Annotated in this window: 14 protein-coding genes; 4 read left to right on the top strand and 10 right to left on the bottom strand. The window is 71.0% G+C overall.

Annotated features, from left to right (window positions below; all coding sequences use genetic code 11):
* Positions 1 to 47 precede the first annotated feature (47 nt).
* From BN1555_RS20720 to BN1555_RS20710, 3 genes are all read right to left on the bottom strand, one after another.
* A complete protein-coding gene (locus BN1555_RS20720; RefSeq protein WP_093800774.1) occupies positions 48 to 368 on the bottom strand; it encodes a hypothetical protein in 321 nt (106 codons plus the stop codon).
* Positions 365 to 709 carry a hypothetical protein gene (locus tag BN1555_RS20715; protein ID WP_093800770.1) on the bottom strand — a complete coding sequence of 115 codons (345 nt, stop codon included), beginning with the start codon at positions 707 to 709 and terminating at the stop codon, positions 365 to 367. Before BN1555_RS20715 ends, BN1555_RS20720 begins: the two co-directional genes overlap by 4 nt.
* Before the next feature lie 164 nt (positions 710 to 873).
* Complete coding sequence (locus tag BN1555_RS20710) at positions 874 to 2,115, bottom strand: helix-turn-helix domain-containing protein (RefSeq protein ID WP_093800773.1); 1,242 nt, start codon at positions 2,113 to 2,115, stop codon at positions 874 to 876.
* A gap of 329 nt (positions 2,116 to 2,444) precedes the next feature.
* Here BN1555_RS20710 and BN1555_RS20705 point away from each other — a divergent pair, with 329 nt between their 5' ends.
* Positions 2,445 to 3,404: a hypothetical protein gene (locus BN1555_RS20705; RefSeq protein WP_141662872.1), complete on the top strand. Its 960-nt coding sequence runs from the start codon at positions 2,445 to 2,447 to the stop codon at positions 3,402 to 3,404.
* Positions 3,405 to 3,784: 380 nt separating this feature from the next.
* Here BN1555_RS20705 and BN1555_RS20700 read toward each other — a convergent pair whose 3' ends face one another.
* The 6 genes from BN1555_RS20700 to BN1555_RS20675 form a co-directional block, all read right to left on the bottom strand.
* Complete coding sequence (locus tag BN1555_RS20700) at positions 3,785 to 4,135, bottom strand: hypothetical protein (protein WP_093800771.1); 351 nt, start codon at positions 4,133 to 4,135, stop codon at positions 3,785 to 3,787.
* Positions 4,132 to 4,476: a hypothetical protein gene (locus BN1555_RS20695; protein WP_093800770.1), complete on the bottom strand. Its 345-nt coding sequence runs from the start codon at positions 4,474 to 4,476 to the stop codon at positions 4,132 to 4,134. The genes BN1555_RS20700 and BN1555_RS20695 overlap by 4 nt, the downstream gene beginning before the upstream one ends.
* 187 nt (positions 4,477 to 4,663) lie before the next feature.
* Entirely contained in the window at positions 4,664 to 5,842 is a 1,179-nt protein-coding gene (locus BN1555_RS20690) for a helix-turn-helix domain-containing protein (RefSeq protein ID WP_093800769.1), read from the bottom strand.
* 284 nt (positions 5,843 to 6,126) lie between these two features.
* Positions 6,127 to 6,957 carry a sugar phosphate isomerase/epimerase family protein gene (locus BN1555_RS20685; RefSeq protein ID WP_093800768.1) on the bottom strand — a complete coding sequence of 277 codons (831 nt, stop codon included), beginning with the start codon at positions 6,955 to 6,957 and terminating at the stop codon, positions 6,127 to 6,129.
* 14 nt (positions 6,958 to 6,971) lie between these two features.
* On the bottom strand, positions 6,972 to 8,135 hold the full coding sequence (locus BN1555_RS20680) for a dihydrodipicolinate synthase family protein (RefSeq protein WP_093800767.1): 1,164 nt from the start codon (positions 8,133 to 8,135) through the stop codon (positions 6,972 to 6,974).
* Entirely contained in the window at positions 8,132 to 9,283 is a 1,152-nt protein-coding gene (locus tag BN1555_RS20675; RefSeq protein WP_093800766.1) for a Gfo/Idh/MocA family protein, read from the bottom strand. Before BN1555_RS20675 ends, BN1555_RS20680 begins: the two co-directional genes overlap by 4 nt.
* 95 nt (positions 9,284 to 9,378) lie before the next feature.
* Between BN1555_RS20675 and BN1555_RS20670 the strand changes: the two genes are divergently transcribed.
* The gene (locus BN1555_RS20670; protein WP_093800765.1) at positions 9,379 to 10,452 is read left to right on the top strand and encodes a LacI family DNA-binding transcriptional regulator; all 1,074 of its coding nucleotides are present in this window, start codon (positions 9,379 to 9,381) and stop codon (positions 10,450 to 10,452) included.
* Positions 10,453 to 10,736: 284 nt separating this feature from the next.
* On the opposite strand, the gene BN1555_RS20665 is transcribed toward BN1555_RS20670, so the two are convergent.
* Positions 10,737 to 11,573 carry a substrate-binding domain-containing protein gene (locus BN1555_RS20665; protein WP_093800764.1) on the bottom strand — a complete coding sequence of 279 codons (837 nt, stop codon included), beginning with the start codon at positions 11,571 to 11,573 and terminating at the stop codon, positions 10,737 to 10,739.
* A gap of 169 nt (positions 11,574 to 11,742) precedes the next feature.
* Here BN1555_RS20665 and BN1555_RS20660 point away from each other — a divergent pair, with 169 nt between their 5' ends.
* Both BN1555_RS20660 and BN1555_RS20655 read left to right on the top strand, forming a co-directional pair.
* Positions 11,743 to 12,525, top strand: coding sequence for a sugar phosphate isomerase/epimerase family protein (locus BN1555_RS20660; protein ID WP_093800763.1), 783 nt, complete (start codon positions 11,743 to 11,745; stop codon positions 12,523 to 12,525).
* A gap of 397 nt (positions 12,526 to 12,922) precedes the next feature.
* On the top strand, positions 12,923 to 14,755 hold the full coding sequence (locus tag BN1555_RS20655; RefSeq protein ID WP_093800762.1) for a glycoside hydrolase family 3 protein: 1,833 nt from the start codon (positions 12,923 to 12,925) through the stop codon (positions 14,753 to 14,755).
* The last annotated feature ends 87 nt before the right edge of the window (positions 14,756 to 14,842 follow it).

Below are 14,842 nucleotides of genomic sequence, written 5' to 3'. Positions count from 1 at the left end.
TCGGGGTCGGCGACAGCACGGGACCGGTCAGGGAGGCTGACGGTTCGTCACTTCCCGTAGTCCGGGGCGGGCCCCGCCGTGCCCAGCCGCGCTCCCCGGCTCTCCGCGACCCGCTTGACGTCCCGCAGCGACTCGCTCAGCCGACTGGCGAGGAAGTGCAGCTCGCCACCGGTCACCCGGCGGTCCGCGAGCAGGTCGGCCGCGTGGCCCAGAAGGTCGTCCGCCATGCCGAGTTGAATGCTCTCGATGCCGTCCGCGACCCGTGACACACGGCCGGCGCCGTCACCCAGGACGTAGCACGGCTTGCCCTGTTCCCCCGTCCAGGGCAGTAGCCGCAACGTGAGCCGATCGCACTGCTCGCCGTTCACGCACCGACCTCCACCCCGTGGAGGGACCGGGGTCCGGCGTCCGCCCCGTGCACGGCGAGCCGCAGCGCGCGCCGCCGCGTCCGCTGCCGCCGCACTTCGGCCAGTTGCCGCTCGTGCACGTCGAGGTGCGGGCGAACCAGCGGGCCGGTCCCCTCGCGCGCAGGGCGTTCGCCGGTGCGGTGGGCGACCGGCCCTCCGACGCAGGCGCAGGCGCAGGCGCAGGGGTACGGGTACGGGTACGCGCGCTCGTACGCACGCGAATCCGTCGGTCGGTGCCCCTCTCTGCCGGAGCGCCGGAACCGCAGCAGCGGTTCGAAGAGGCGAGCGATAAAGTCCGCCATGTCAGCCTGCTTCCTCAGGACGGCCACGCCCCCGGGCCGTCCATCCACGGTCGCGGGGGTCTGACTCGGTCAGTTGGCCACTGACCGTACGGACCGCCCGCGCAGGTGACGGGTAGGACTTCTCCCCCCTTGAAGAGGGGTACAGGTTGTACCCCTCTCTTCGGTCACGCCGCGAGAGGAACCCCCATCCGCGTCGACAAGTGCCGTACGTCGTCACGGACGACGCTGTTGTCGGCCTCGGCCAGTTCGGTCACAGCCGCACGGGCGAAGAGGTTGAAGCGCGCAGTCTCCGGTGAGATGTCCAGCGCCTTCCTGAGCAGATGAACGACCGCGACGTGTTCGCCCTGCATCCTGTAGGCCCGCGCCGACTCGATCATGTGGAATGAGCGCCGGGTGGCCGACGGCATAGTGGAAAGATCAATTCGACCGGCCACCTCCACCGCGTCCCGCCCGCGGACCAGATCGGCGTTCATCGTGATGGCGTAAGCGTCCACCATTCCCCGGCCGAAGATCAGGTAGGGATGCGCGTAGTCGTCCCCGAGTCGCCTTGCGGCGTCGTCCGCGTGATCCCAGAACCGCTCGGCATTTCCACGCTGCCCGACCTTCGCGCAGGACAGTGAGGCAGCAAGATGCAGCAAGCCCCAACGGGCAAGCTCGTCGCGGTCGTTCGCCGGACGAAGGAGGTCTGCGGCCTTCATCGCCAGATCCACCCGTGCTTCGTGCCGCTCCCCCGCGTCACGGAAGACGTGGTTCATGTACCAGGCAGCAGCGGCGATCGCGCGCGGACTGTCCGCATCCTGCGCGGCCGACATGGAGCGGTCACCTGTAAGCAGGACCAATTCCGGCACAGGCTGAAACGACAGGTACAGCTGAGTGAGGTGATAGGTCTCGGCGAGGCCGACCAGGACACGACGCCGATCATCACCGTCCAAGTTGCGTGCGGCGTACTGAAGGTCGGCCAGCAGGTCCGGCAGCAGCACAGCGACCCGCGTGCGGTGGCCGCCGCTGCCGTGCCAGAGCCGCCAAGCCTCCTTCACCCGCGCAAGGAGTTCAGGCGCACTTTCCGGTTCCTCCTCCGCCCGCCCCAAGCTGTACGTAGTCACCGCTTCGCGTACAGCAGGCAGGGCTCCGTGAGCCGCCTTGGCGTAAGTGGCCGCCGACAGGCGCTCGTCCCCGGTCAGCTCCGCGAGATCCTTGACGCCGAGTACGTCGGCCAGTCGTAGCAGCAGCGGTAGGCGAGGGGTCTGCAACCGCCCGTTCTCGATTGCCTTGACCCATTCTGCGGAGCGCCCTACCAGGCCACCGACAACGGCCCGCGTCTGACCGTTCCGCTCACGGGTGCGGCGTACCCGCTGGCCGAAGGTGGGGGTGTGGTCCGGTGAAGTGCTGTCAACATGAACAGACATGCCGGTCTCCGTTCTGACTCGCAGTAGTCAAAACGGTACTCCCCGCCGGTGACAGCCGCGGCACGGTCGGCAGACCGGGAGTTCCGCCTCCTGCGGACCGGATCGGCCCAAACGGCTCGGCCAGTCGACGCGGGCGACTGCGTGACCGCTCTCTTCGTTGACGTACGCGATCCGTTCGAGGGCTCCTTCGACAACCGCCGGGACGAACGCTGCTGGACTGGAATAATCCGACGCCACCCCTCCGCACCGACAGCGCCGCAGGGACTGTGGAGTGCGCCGGTAAGGCAAAAGAACCCTGACTCTGGCCCGTGAGCCACTAACATTTCAATGTGACTGATATCACTACTGTTGGCCGGACAGCTTCGAGTGCGGCACGCACCGGCTGGTTCGTCTGGAGGATTTTCAAGCAACGCCTCTGGTATTACCACTTGAGGTACCAAGCTGTGGCGAGCGCCCTGTGGATGCCGGGTGACGCCAGCCAACCGACTCCGCCCCACGTCAACGAGGCGGCGCTCCGTATGTGCGAAATCCTCGATTCCATCGCCATTCCCATGGAGGTGGAGGACGGTCTCCTCAATAAGTGGGGGCGTTGGATCCGGGAGAAAATCACCCGCGGTGTCCGGTACCCCCTCCACGATGGCCCTTACTGCCATACCTACTATGACCGGCTGCACAGTTGGGCTGAGGCTACGGCGAAGAGCGAGGCAGGGAACGCGGCTCTGGACTACGCGGGCTTTCCGCCAGGAGAGGACCGCGCCCGCCTCTTCGCGAACAGGGTGGTGGCCAAGACATCTGGTCTGCTCCTCAGTCACGATCTGCCCGATTCTCTCAATCGGCTTCGCGAGAAGATGGCAACGGAAGTACACCGAAGTACTTCATGGAAGGAAGAGGCGGCCACCTACCGGCGATTCATGACGATTGCCCGCGCGACCGGTGCCGGTGTCGCCTCGACCCTGGTGTTCGACGTGGGGTTCGGCCAGGAGCTCTCCAACTCGCTCACTATGGGCGGCCTGGCGGCTGCCTCCACAGCCACCGCAGGAATCACCAGTGGCGGCTTCGGGGGGCTCACCGGTCAGATGAAGGCAGCGCGGCGACAGGTCCGTGCCTGGCTCACCAGCCTGCCCCTCTGGCTCATTCGGTACGTAACGTGGGCGGACGGGGCAGTGCCTGAGCGGAGCGCAGGAGACCTGCATGGGCTCATCAGCATCGTCAACGCGATCAGAGCAAACGAGGCCACACTTCAGCTGCCGGATCTCGACGAAGGGATCGAAAACACCTGGCTCGCCTGATCGAGGTCGCAAACCGAGTGGGCGACCGGGACCTCGAGACAGCGTTGATGGATCTACAGACCGCGCTTACCTACGATTCGGCGCAGATCCTCAACTCGCTGACTGCTTTGATCACACTGGTCAACAAAGCGTCCACTCCTTCCAAACCCGACCCTGATGGTCGCTCGCTCGGAATGCCACCATCAGACAATCTCCCCCATCAACGACGACAGAGATCGCTGCCGCACGAGCCGCAACAAGGCTGACGAGCGCGTACACCAACTCCCCTGGCAGGTCCGGGTACGGCTTGGGAATGAAATATGCGAAGACCCCGCGCTGTCGCGCTTACCTGGATGCAGGAGTGGCGACAACGCGGGACTGTCAGGCGGTTTGAGGGTTCGTCACTTGTCGGTGCCCGGTGCGCGGCGCGGCGACGGACCGCTGTCCGGGGCGGGCCCCGCCGTGCCCAGCCGCGCTCCCCGGCTCTCCGCGACCCGCTTGACGTCCCGCAGCGACTCGCTCAGCCGACTGGCGAGGAAGTGCAGCTCGCCACCGGTCACCCGGCGGTCCGCGAGCAGGTCGGCCGCGTGGCCCAGAAGGTCGTCCGCCATGCCGAGTTGAATGCTCTCGATGCCGTCCGCGACCCGTGACACACGGCCGGCGCCGTCACCCAGGACGTAGCACGGCTTGCCCTGTTCCCCCGTCCAGGGCAGTAGCCGCAACGTGAGCCGATCGCACTGCTCGCCGTTCACGCGCCGACCTCCACCCCGTGGAGGGACCGGGGTCCGGCGTCCGCCCCGTGCACGGCGAGCCGCAGCGCGCGCCGCCGCGTCCGCTGCCGCCGCACTTCGGCCAGTTGCCGCTCGTGCACGTCGAGGTGCGGGCGGACCAGCGGGCCGGTCCCCTCGCGCGCAGGGCGTTCGCCGGTGCGGTGGGCGACCGGCCCTCCGACGCAGGCGCAGGCGCAGGCGCAGGGGTACGGGTACGGGTACGCGCGCTCGTACGCACGCGAATCCGTCGGTCGGTGCCCCTCTCTGCCGGAGCGCCGGAACCGCAGCAGCGGTTCGAAGAGGCGAGCGATAAAGTCCGCCATGTCAGCCTGCTTTCCTCAGGTCGGCCGCGCCCCCGGGCCGCGCCCAACGCGGTCGCGGGAGTCTTCTCACTGGCGGGCGAGTCCCGTCGCCGGGGCTCGCACTGCGCCAGGAGAGCAACGCTAGGGAGAGCCGTAACCAGCAGCAATGGCACTTCGGACGGAGGTCGGGCGGAAGTGCCACACACCGTCACACGGGCATGCCCACGGCATCAGCAAGGCTGCGCATCTCAGGAGTGAGCGTCCGGCGCCGTGCAAGGATCCCGCTCACGATGTCCTGGGCATAGCGCTGCTTGGGAAACCACTGGGGCGCGGTGGCCCGGAGGCCGGCCAGGATGTCAACGGCTTCCGCGTACTGCCGTGTACGGGCATGGGCATTCGCCACGTCCAAGAGGTGCCGGTTGCGATTGTTCGAGGTCGGGCGCAGGCCGTGCACCGGTACATTCGCCGCCAGCTTGAGCACCAGGTCGGGACGGTCCACCACCATCGCGTTCTCAGCCCGCTTGAGCGCTACGGTCACAGGGCCGAACGCTTGCAGGAAGTTCCCCTCGGGCGTGTACTCCCGCCCCAGGGCAACCGCCGCAGCGTGTGCCAGCCGGATGGCGTCCTCCGCCTCGCCGGGCCGGTTGTCCCGTACCGCGGCGGCAGACATCCTCAGCAGCAGCCACCCCCAGGCGCTCAGCTCAGCGGGCGTGGCACGGGAGAGCCGAGGCTCCACTTCGTCAGCCCACCGAGACGCCAGATCACGCGCTTCGCCCAGTCGGCCACGCCGGAGCAGGAGCCAGCACGTGATGCTGGCTGTCGCTGCACTGTGGAGCCGGTCGGACGACTCGTCCATCGACCGCTCCAGTGCTGCTTCCGCCGCGTCGAACTGACGCATCTGAGTCAGTAGCCAACCGGTGAGCTGCAAAATCCGCGCACGGACGGCACGCCCCTCGGGATCACTCCGCACCAGGGCTTCGGCATCCCGCAACAGCGAAGGCAGGATCGTGCTCAGCTCCACGAAACGGTCACCCGAAAACAACGGCATCGCGGCGTCCAGTGCCTGGCGCACCCCGGCGGTGGTCGGTGGCTCGTCCACGGTGTCGACCACTGACGAGGTCAGAAGCGCCCGGCGCAAGGGCTTCCACTGGGCGTCCGCATCGACGACATCGTCCTCGGCACGGGAAGCAACCACGAGTTGAGTGGTCGGCACCCGCAGCGCCGCCGCCAGCCGCCGCACGGTCTCCAGCCGCGCGTCCTCCCGCTCCCCCTGCTCCAGCTTTCGGATCAGGGACAGCGAGACACCTGATTCGTTCGCGAGCTCGCGCTGTGACAGGCCCCGGCGTTTGCGGACTTCGCGGAGCCGCTCCCCAACATTGGCACCCATGAAATTGAGCGTACGCCCGGAGACGAATCACGGGCGTCAGAGTTCCCGGAACCACCCATCGGGGCGCGCTCGTCGACGCGGGGAAACCAAGGAGGCCCGGTCCGTCGACCGGGCTCCTCAGATCCCCCTCCGCAACAGGTCTTCCCGAATCCCCCCGGATCCCTCCCCGGAAGCCCTGATGCCAAGTACGACCCGCAAGGTGGCGGAAGGGTTGCACGGCGGACCGAAGAAATTTGATTACGGCACGAGGCGACCGCGAAGTGATCGCGTCCGCAGCGTTTCGGTCACGAAGGAAGGACGTGCGTGACGTAGCGGTCGGCCACCTCTGCCAGGACTTCCGTGCCGTCCCGGGCCCAGAGGGTCTCGTTGAAGATCTCCACCTCGACCGGCCCCATGTAGCCGGCCGCGTCCACCAGGGCGTGGAAGCGGCGGAAGTCGACCGCGCCGTCGCCCAGCTGCCCCCGGCCCAGCAGGACGCCGGCGGGCAGCGGAGTGATCCAGTCCGCCAGCTGGAACGCGGCGATGCGCTCGCCCGCGCGGGCGATGCCGTCCGCGACGCGGTCGTCCCACCACAGGTGGTACGTGTCGACGACCACGCCCACCTGGTCCGCCGGGAAGCGTTCCGCGAGGTCGAGCGCCTGGTCCAGGGTCGAGACCACGCAGCGGTCCGAGGCGAACATCGGGTGCAGCGGCTCGATGGCCAGGCGTACGCCCCGTTCGGCGGCGTACGGCGCGAGTTCGGCCAGCGCGTCCGCGATGCGCTCGCGGGCGGCGTGCAGGTCGCGGCTGCCGGGCGGGAGGCCGCCGGAGACCAGGACCAGGGTGGCGGTGCCGAGTGCGGCGGCCTCGTCGACGGCCCGGCGGTTGTCGGCCAGGGCCGAGGCGCGGTCGGCGTCGCCGACGCCCGTGAGGAAGCCGCCCCGGCACAGGCTGGTGACGGTCAGGCCCGCGTCCCGCATCAGGCGGGCGGCGCGCTCGACGCCGTACTCCTGGACCGGTGCGCGCCACAGGCCCACGCCGGGGACGCCCGCCTTCGCGCAGCCCTCGGCCAGCTCGGGCAGCGACCACTGCTTGATGGTCTCCTGATTGAGGGAGAGCCGGGAGAGGTCACTCACTGGACTCACTGAACTCACTGGTCTACTCCGTGCAGGGTGAGGAAGGTCTTCATACGGTCCTCGGCGAGGTGCGGGTCCGGGAACAGGCCCAGGCCGTCGGCCAGTTCGTACGCCCGGGAGAAGTGGGGCAGCGAGCGGGCCGAGTGGAGGCCGCCGACCATCGTGAAGTGCGACTGGTGGCCCGCCAGCCAGGCGAGGAAGACGACGCCCGTCTTGTAGAAGCGGGTCGGGGGCTCGAAGAGGTGGCGGGACAGCTCGACCGTGGGGTCGAGGAGCTCGCGGAACTTCTTCGTGTCGCCCGTGTCGAGGGTGCGGACCGCTTCCGCCGCCAGTGGGCCCAGCGGGTCGAAGATGCCCAGCAGCGCGTGGCTGAAGCCGTGGTCGTCGCCCGCGATCAGTTCGGGGTAGTTGAAGTCGTCGCCCGTGTAGCAGCGCACGCCCTTCGGCAGGCGGCGGCGCAGGTCGATCTCGCGCTGGGCGTCCAGGAGCGAGATCTTGATGCCGTCGACCTTGTCGGGGTGCGCGGCGATGACCTCCAGGAAGGTGTCCGTGGCGGCGTCCAGGTCCGTGCTGCCCCAGTAGCCTTCGAGTGCCGGGTCGAACATCGGGCCCAGCCAGTGCAGGATCACCGGCTCGGCCGCCTGGCGCAGGAGGTGGCCGTACGCCGCCAGGTAGTCCTCCGGGCCCCGGGCGGCCGCCGCCAGGGCCCGTGACGCCATGAGGATGGCGCGGGCGCCGGTCGACTCGACCAGGGCGAGCTGCTCCTCGTACGCGGCCGTGACGTCCGGGAGGGCGTGGGTGACGCCGGCGGCGAGCTGGTCGGTGCCCACGCCGCAGGCGATCGCGCCGCCGGCCGCCCTGGCCTCGGCGGCCGAGCGGACGATGAGCTCGCTCGCCCCCGCCCAGTCGAGGCCCATGCCGCGCTGCGCCGTGTCCATCGCCTCGGCCACGCCCAGGCCGTGCGACCACAGGTGGCGGCGGAAGGCGAGGGTGGCGTCCCAGTCGATCGCGGCGGGCGCGTCGGGCGACACGTCGGCGTACGGGTCGGCCACCACGTGCGCCGCCGAGTAGACCGTGCGGGAGGTGAGGGGGGCGCCGTGGGGTGCGAGGGCGAAGGGCTCGGTGCGGGGTTCGTAGGCGCGGTGTCCGTGCGCGCCGTGCGGGAGGTTGACCGTCACAGCGACAGCTCCGGCACGTCGCGGCGGCGGCCCTCGGCGGACGCCTCGAGGCCGAGCTCCGCGAGCTGGACGCCGCGCGCGCCGGCGAGGAGGTCCCAGGTGTACGGCTCGTCGAGCGCGACGTGGCGCAGGAACAGCTCCCACTGGGCCTTGAAGCCGTTGTCGTACGTGTCGTTGTCGGGGACCTCCTGCCACTGGTCGCGGAAGGAGTGCGTGACCGGCAGGTCCGGGTTCCAGACCGGCTTGGGGGTCGCGCTGCGGTGCTGCACGCGGCAGTTGCGCAGGCCGGCGACGGCGGAGCCGTGCGTTCCGTCCACCTGGAACTCGACGAGTTCGTCGCGGTTGACGCGGACCGCCCAGGAGGAGTTGATCTGGGCCACCGCGCCGCCCTCCAGCTGGAAGATGCCGTACGCCGCGTCGTCGGCGGTGGCGGCGTACGGCTTGCCCTGCTCGTCCCAGCGCTGCGGGATGTGCGTCGTGACGTGCGCCTGGACGGTCGTGACGCGGCCGAACAGCTCGTGCAGTACGTACTCCCAGTGCGGGAACATGTCGACGACGATGCCGCCGCCGTCCTCCGCGCGGTAGTTCCAGGAGGGGCGCTGGGCTTCCTGCCAGTCGCCCTCGAAGACCCAGTAGCCGAACTCCCCGCGGACGGAGAGGATCTCGCCGAAGAAGCCGCCGTCGATCAGGCGCTTCAGCTTGAGCAGGCCCGGGAGGAAGATCTTGTCCTGTACGACGCCGTGCTTGATGCCGGCGTCACGGGCGAGGCGGGCCAGGTCCAGGGCGGCGTCGAGGCCGGTGGCCGTGGGCTTCTCCGTGTAGACGTGCTTGCCGGCGGCGATCGCCTTCCTGATGGCCTCCTCGCGGGCCGAGGTGACCTGCGCGTCGAAGTAGATGTCGACCGTCTCGTCGGCGAGGACGGCGTCGAGGTCCGTGGACCACTCGGTGAGGCCGTGGCGTTCGGCCATCTCCTTGAGCGCGTGTTCGCGGCGGCCCACCAGGACCGGCTCGGGCCACAAGGCCGTGCCGTCGCCGAGGTCCAGGCCGCCCTGCTCGCGGATGGCGAGGATCGAGCGGACGAGGTGCTGGCGGTACCCCATCCGGCCCGTGACGCCGTTCATGGCGATGCGCACTGTCCTGCGTGTCACGAAAGTTCCCTCCGTACGACCATAGCAAGCGCTTTCTATGCGCTATGAAGCTAGCCTGCGGACAGCTGCTCGTACAAGACCCGGAGGACGACCAGATGACAGTGACCTTGGCGGACGTGGCGGCCCGCGCCCAGGTGTCGCCGGCCACCGTCTCCCGTGTGCTCAACGGCAACTACCCGGTCGCCGCCGCCACCAGGGAGCGGGTGCTGCGCGCGGTCGACGATCTCGACTACGTACTGAACGGGCCGGCCAGCGCGCTCGCCGCGGCCACGTCGGATCTCGTGGGGATCCTGGTGAACGACATCGCCGACCCGTTCTTCGGGATCATGGCCGGGGCGGCCCAGTCGCAGATCGGCGGGACGGAAGGGGACGGCACCGGCGCGGGGCGGGCGGGGAGCGAGAAACTCGCGATCGTCTGCAACACGGGAGGATCGCCGGAGCGGGAACTCACGTACCTGACGCTGCTGCAACGCCAGCGGGCGGCCGCGGTGATCCTGACCGGGGGCGCGATCGAGGACCCCGGGCACTCGGCGGCGGTCGCGGCGAAGCTCACGAAGCTGGCGGACGGGGGTGCGCGGGTGGTGCTGTGCGGGCGGCCGCCGCTGTCGGGGGACGGCGAGTCGGTGGTGGCCGCGCTGACGTTCGACAACCGGGGCGGGGCGCGGCGGCTCACCGAGCATCTGCTGGCGCTGGGGCACCGGAGGATCGGGTACGTCGCCGGGCCGGTGGAGCGTACGACCACGCGGCACCGGCTGGAGGGGCACCGGGAGGCGCTGGCCGAGGCCGGCGTCCCCGACGAGGGCGAGCTGACGGTGCACGGGCCGTACGACCGGCGGTCCGGGTACGACGCGACGCTGGAACTCCTGCGGCGGGATCCGGGGTTGACGGCCGTGGTCGCCGCGAACGACACGGTGGCGCTGGGGGCGTGCGCGGCGCTGCGCGACCGGGGGCTCCGCATCCCGGACGACGTGTCGGTGGCGGGCTTCGACGACCTCCCGTTCTCGGTGGACACGGTGCCCGCGCTGACGACCGTGCGGCTGCCGCTGTACGAGGCGGGGGCGCGAGCGGGCCGGCTGGCTACGGGGCGGGAGGCGCCGCCGCCGGGGGGTGTCGCTTCGGTGGCGGCGGAGCTGATGGTGCGGGGATCCACGGGGGCGTTGCGGGGCTGAGGTCGGGGGGGAAGACGCGGGCTGGGCGGGTGTGGCCGGCGCCGCGGGAGCGGGCCGTGGGTGTGGCCGGCGCCGTGGGGCCGGGCCGGGGCGGGCCGGTGGACAGCCCTCGGGCCGTCGGCCGGGGGTCCGGGGGGCGCCCCCGGGCAGGCACAGCACGTCCCGAACACCACCCCCTGCGCGGCCCGCCCCCTCGCGCCGGTGGGTGGTGGCCTGCGGGCGCCGTGCGTCCCGGGGGGTGCGGTGCCGGCCCCGCGCGGCCCGCCTGCTCGCGCCGGTCGCGGTCAGGGTGTGGTCAGTACGTCCGCCACCTGGGTGAAGAAGCGTGCGTGCGCCGCGTGGCTGGCCGGGAGTTCCGGGTTCCAGGGGATCACGCGCGCGTCGCCCAGGCGGGCCGCGTCGAGGGGGGTCGCGTTGGCGCGGGTGTCCGCCAGGACGATCTGCGGGGCGAGCGAAGCGGCTTCGGGCCAGCCGACGGTGGACCAGTTCGCGCCGCTCCCGGCGGGCGGGTCCGTCAGCCGTACGCCCAGTCCGGCGAGGGCGCGCAGGTCGGGCCAGGAGTGGGGGCGGGCGAGGTGGACCTGGTCGCCGGCCGGGGAGAGGGCCAGGACGCGGGGTGCGTCGCCCGTCGCGGCGGTACGCAGCCGCTCGCGCGCCGCGTCCAGGGCGACCGGGGGCTCCGCACCGCCGAGCGAGGCCGCGAGGGCGGCGAAGCGTCCCCGGATCCCGTCGAGCGAACGCCCCTGCCCGACGTCGAGGACCACGACCGGTATCTGGGCTTCCAGGTGCTTGGCCGCGGCCGGCTCGATTCCGTAGACCTGGCCGCCCCCGTAACTGACGGCCACGACGAGGTCGGCCCCGGAGGAGAGGACGCGGTCGGGGTCGAGCGAGCCGCCCGCGCCGAAGTAGGTGACCTCACCGAGCGGGAGCCGGCCGGACTTGGCGCGGTCGGGCGCGGGGCCGTCGTGGTACGAACCGAAGATGCCCAGGGGAAGGAGGCCGTGGTCCCAGAGGGTCGCGCCCGCCTGTATGTAGGCCACGACCCCGGTGGGCCACCGGGAGGCCGACGACACCTGTCCGCGGTCGTCGCCGAACTGCCATATCGCTGCTGCTTCAGTCATGGGCGAGTCCTGCCCCGCCGGAAGCCGCCGGAAGCTTCCGTGCGCCGCCCGGCGGGGCGTGCGGCCACCGGTTCCGCTTACGGGGCGGACTACCGGGAAGTCGTGATGGGGACGAAATGATGTGCTGGCAGCCGCACCGCTCGTACGGACCGAAGGAAGGAACACCACAGTGAAGTACGCCTTCTCCACCCTCGGGGTGCCGGGCATGCCGATGAGCGAGGTCGTACGGCTGGCCGCCGGGACCGGTTACGACGGCGTGGAACTGCGCGCGCACCCCGAGGAGCCGGTCCATCCGGGCATCGGCGCAAAGGCGCGGAGGGACGTCGTCGAACAGTTCGAACGCGCGGGTGTCGAGATCCTGGCGGTGGCGGGGTACACCCGGGTGGCGGCCCCCGGCGAGGACGAGCCCGTGTACGAGGAGCTCCGCGCCCTGCTGGCCCTCGCGCACGACCTGGGCGCGCCGTACGTCCGCGTCTTCCCCGGCGGCGGCGACGGACAGAGCCAGGAGGATGCGGACGCGACGGCGGCCCGGCGGCTGGGCCTGGCGGCGGAGACGGCGGCCGGCCTGGGCGTGCGGATCCTGCTGGAGACGCACGACTCGCACCGCACCGGCGCGGCGGCCTCGCGCGTTCTGGGGCCGGTGGGGCACAAGAACGCGGGCGCGCTGTGGGACGTGATGCACACCTGGCTGGGCGGCGAGACCCCGGCGGCGGCCCACGCCGTACTGGCTCCGCACCTCGGCTACACCCAGGTCAAGGACATCGCGTCGGCCGACGACACGACCCCGCTGGCGCTGGGTGCGGGCGTGCTGCCGCTGGGCGAGTGCCTCGCGCTGCTCGACGACGACGGGTGGGTGTGCTGGGAGTACGAGAAGCGCTGGTACCCGGCGGCGGCGGACCTGCCGGGGCTGCTGGCGGACGGGCGGGCGTACCTGCGGGGCTTGCTGGACTGACCGGTGGGCGTGCGGGGGGGGGCTGAGGGGGTTCCGGCCGCCCCGCCCGTCCCCTCCGCACCGTTTCCGTGAGATCTCCGTACCGGGGAACCCGCAGCGAACCGCCTCCGTCCAACCGGCGTACTGCCGGTGAGTCTTCGCGGAGCGGTGTCGGCACTCGCTGACCGCCCCCTCTCCAGCCGCCCGCGGCCGGCAGCACAGCCGCCACTGGTGCGCCCCCTCCGCATGCGCCAGTGGCGGCTCCCCCTCCCCGTTCGGCCCCTTCGCCGCGTCCCGTATGCGACACGGGCTCCTTTGTGCTGCCGCACCCTTGACCTGGCAGTTAGTTTCCGGATATCCGTGACTCCTTGGAAGTTTCCTTCAACTCCGTTGTCGGGTACGGCCGTAAGGAGTTCACGTGCACCATCACCGCACCTCCAGACGCACCCTGCTCAGCGCGACCGCCGCCGCAGTGGCCGCGGCCGCCATCACCACCACGCCGGCCATAGCCGCAGGTGAGGAGTCCACGAGGAGACCCGCCCGAGACCGCCTCAAGCGCCTCGTCTCCCGGATGAGCCTGGAGGAGAAGGTCGGCCAGCTCTTCGTGACGCGGGTGTACGGGCACTCCGCGACCGAGCCCGACCAGGTCGACATCGACCTCAATCTGAAGGAGACGGGGGTCAGGACCGCCGCCGAACTCGTCGCGAAGTACCACGTCGGCGGCATCATCTACTTCACCTGGGCGCACAACACCCGTGATCCCCATCAGATCGCCGGTCTGTCGAACGGGATCCAGCGGGCCGGGCTCGCGCAGGACACCCCCGTCCCCCTCCTCATCTCCACCGACCAGGAGCACGGCATCGTCGCCCGCGTCGGCAGGCCCGCGACCCTCGTGCCGGGGGCGATGGCGCTCGGGGCCGGCGGCTCGCACGCCGACGCGCGGAAGGCGGCGCAGATCGCGGGGGCCGAGCTGGCCGCCATGGGCATCGTGCAGAACTACGCGCCCGTCGCGGACGTCAACGTCAACCCCGCCAACCCCGTCATCGGCGTACGGTCCTTCGGGTCCGATCCGCAAGCCGTCGCCGGGATGGTCGCCGCGCAGGTCAAGGGGTACCAGGGCGCCGGGATCGCCGCGACCTCCAAGCACTTCCCCGGGCACGGCGACACCAAGGACGACAGCCACTACTCCCTCCCGACGATCCGTCACACCGCCGAGCAGTGGGAGGAGCTGGACGCCCCGCCGTTCCGTGCCGCCATCGCCGCCGGCATCGACTCGATCATGACCGCCCACATCGTCGTACCGGCCCTCGATCCGGCCGAGGACCCGGCGACGCTCTCCAAGCCGATCCTGACCGGGGTCCTGCGCGAGCGGCTGGGGTACGACGGGGTCGTGGTGACCGACTCCCTCGCCATGGCGGGCGTACGCCAGAAGTACGGCGACGACCGGGTGCCCGTCCTCGCGCTCCTCGCCGGGTGCGACCAGCTGCTGAATCCGCCGGACCTGCCCACCGCCTGGAACGCCGTCCTCAAGGCCGTGCGGGACGGGGAGATCGGCATGGCGCGGATCGAGGAGTCGGTCCTGCGGATCCTGCTCCTCAAGGACAAGCTGGGGCTCTTCCGCTCCCCTTACGCCTCCCTCGAGGAGATCGACCGGACCGTGGGCGTGCGGGCGCACCTCGCGGCGGCGGACAGGATCGCCGAGAAGACGACCACCCTGCTCGCCAACGAGGGCCGGCTGCTGCCGCTCAGCCGCCGTGCGCACAAGAACGTGCTGGTGGTCGGGGCCGACCCCGCGTCGCCCTCCGGTACCACCGGGCCGCCCACCACCGTCGTCGCCGGAGCCCTGACCGGACTCGGCTTCACCGCCACGGCCCTGTCCACCGGGATCACCCCGACCCGGGCGAAGATCGACGAGGCGGTGGCGGCGGCCAGGGGCAAGGACGTGGTGGTCGTGGGGACGTACAACGTCTCGGCGACCAGTCCGCAGCGCACGCTCGTCCGCGAGCTGGCGGCGACCGGGGTGCCCGTCGTCACTCTGGCCATCCGCAATCCGTACGACATCGCCCAGCTCGACGGGACGGGGCTGCGTGCGAGCGTCGCGGCGTACTCGTGGACCGATGTCGAACTGCGCGCGGCGGTGCGGGTCATCGCGGGCCGTGCCCGGCCCGGAGGGAAGCTGCCCGTTCCGGTGCAGCGGGCGGACGATCCGGCGAAGGTGCTGTATCCGGTCGGGTACGGGCTGACGTACTAGGCGTACGCGCCGTACGCCGGACCGCCGGCGCACCACCACCAGGTGGCGCAAAGCCCCCCGCACGTCCGGCGCGTGCCCGCCGGAGAC

The sequence above is a fragment of the Streptomyces sp. Wb2n-11 genome (genome assembly GCF_001049855.1).
GTDB lineage: Bacteria > Actinomycetota > Actinomycetes > Streptomycetales > Streptomycetaceae > Streptomyces > Streptomyces altiplanensis.
This window is presented reverse-complemented; position numbering and strand designations above follow the sequence as displayed.

Excerpts from the sequence above, each read along its gene's own strand:
- BN1555_RS20670 (WP_093800765.1), top strand. The coding sequence starts at position 9,379 with ATGACAGTGACCTTGGCGGACGTGGCGGCCCGCGCCCAGGTGTCGCCG.
- BN1555_RS20715 (WP_093800770.1), bottom strand. The coding sequence starts at position 709 with ATGGCGGACTTTATCGCTCGCCTCTTCGAACCGCTGCTGCGGTTCCGG.
- BN1555_RS20665 (WP_093800764.1), bottom strand. The coding sequence starts at position 11,573 with ATGACTGAAGCAGCAGCGATATGGCAGTTCGGCGACGACCGCGGACAG.
- BN1555_RS20710 (WP_093800773.1), bottom strand. The coding sequence starts at position 2,115 with ATGTCTGTTCATGTTGACAGCACTTCACCGGACCACACCCCCACCTTC.
- BN1555_RS20695 (WP_093800770.1), bottom strand. The coding sequence starts at position 4,476 with ATGGCGGACTTTATCGCTCGCCTCTTCGAACCGCTGCTGCGGTTCCGG.
- BN1555_RS20690 (WP_093800769.1), bottom strand. The coding sequence starts at position 5,842 with ATGGGTGCCAATGTTGGGGAGCGGCTCCGCGAAGTCCGCAAACGCCGG.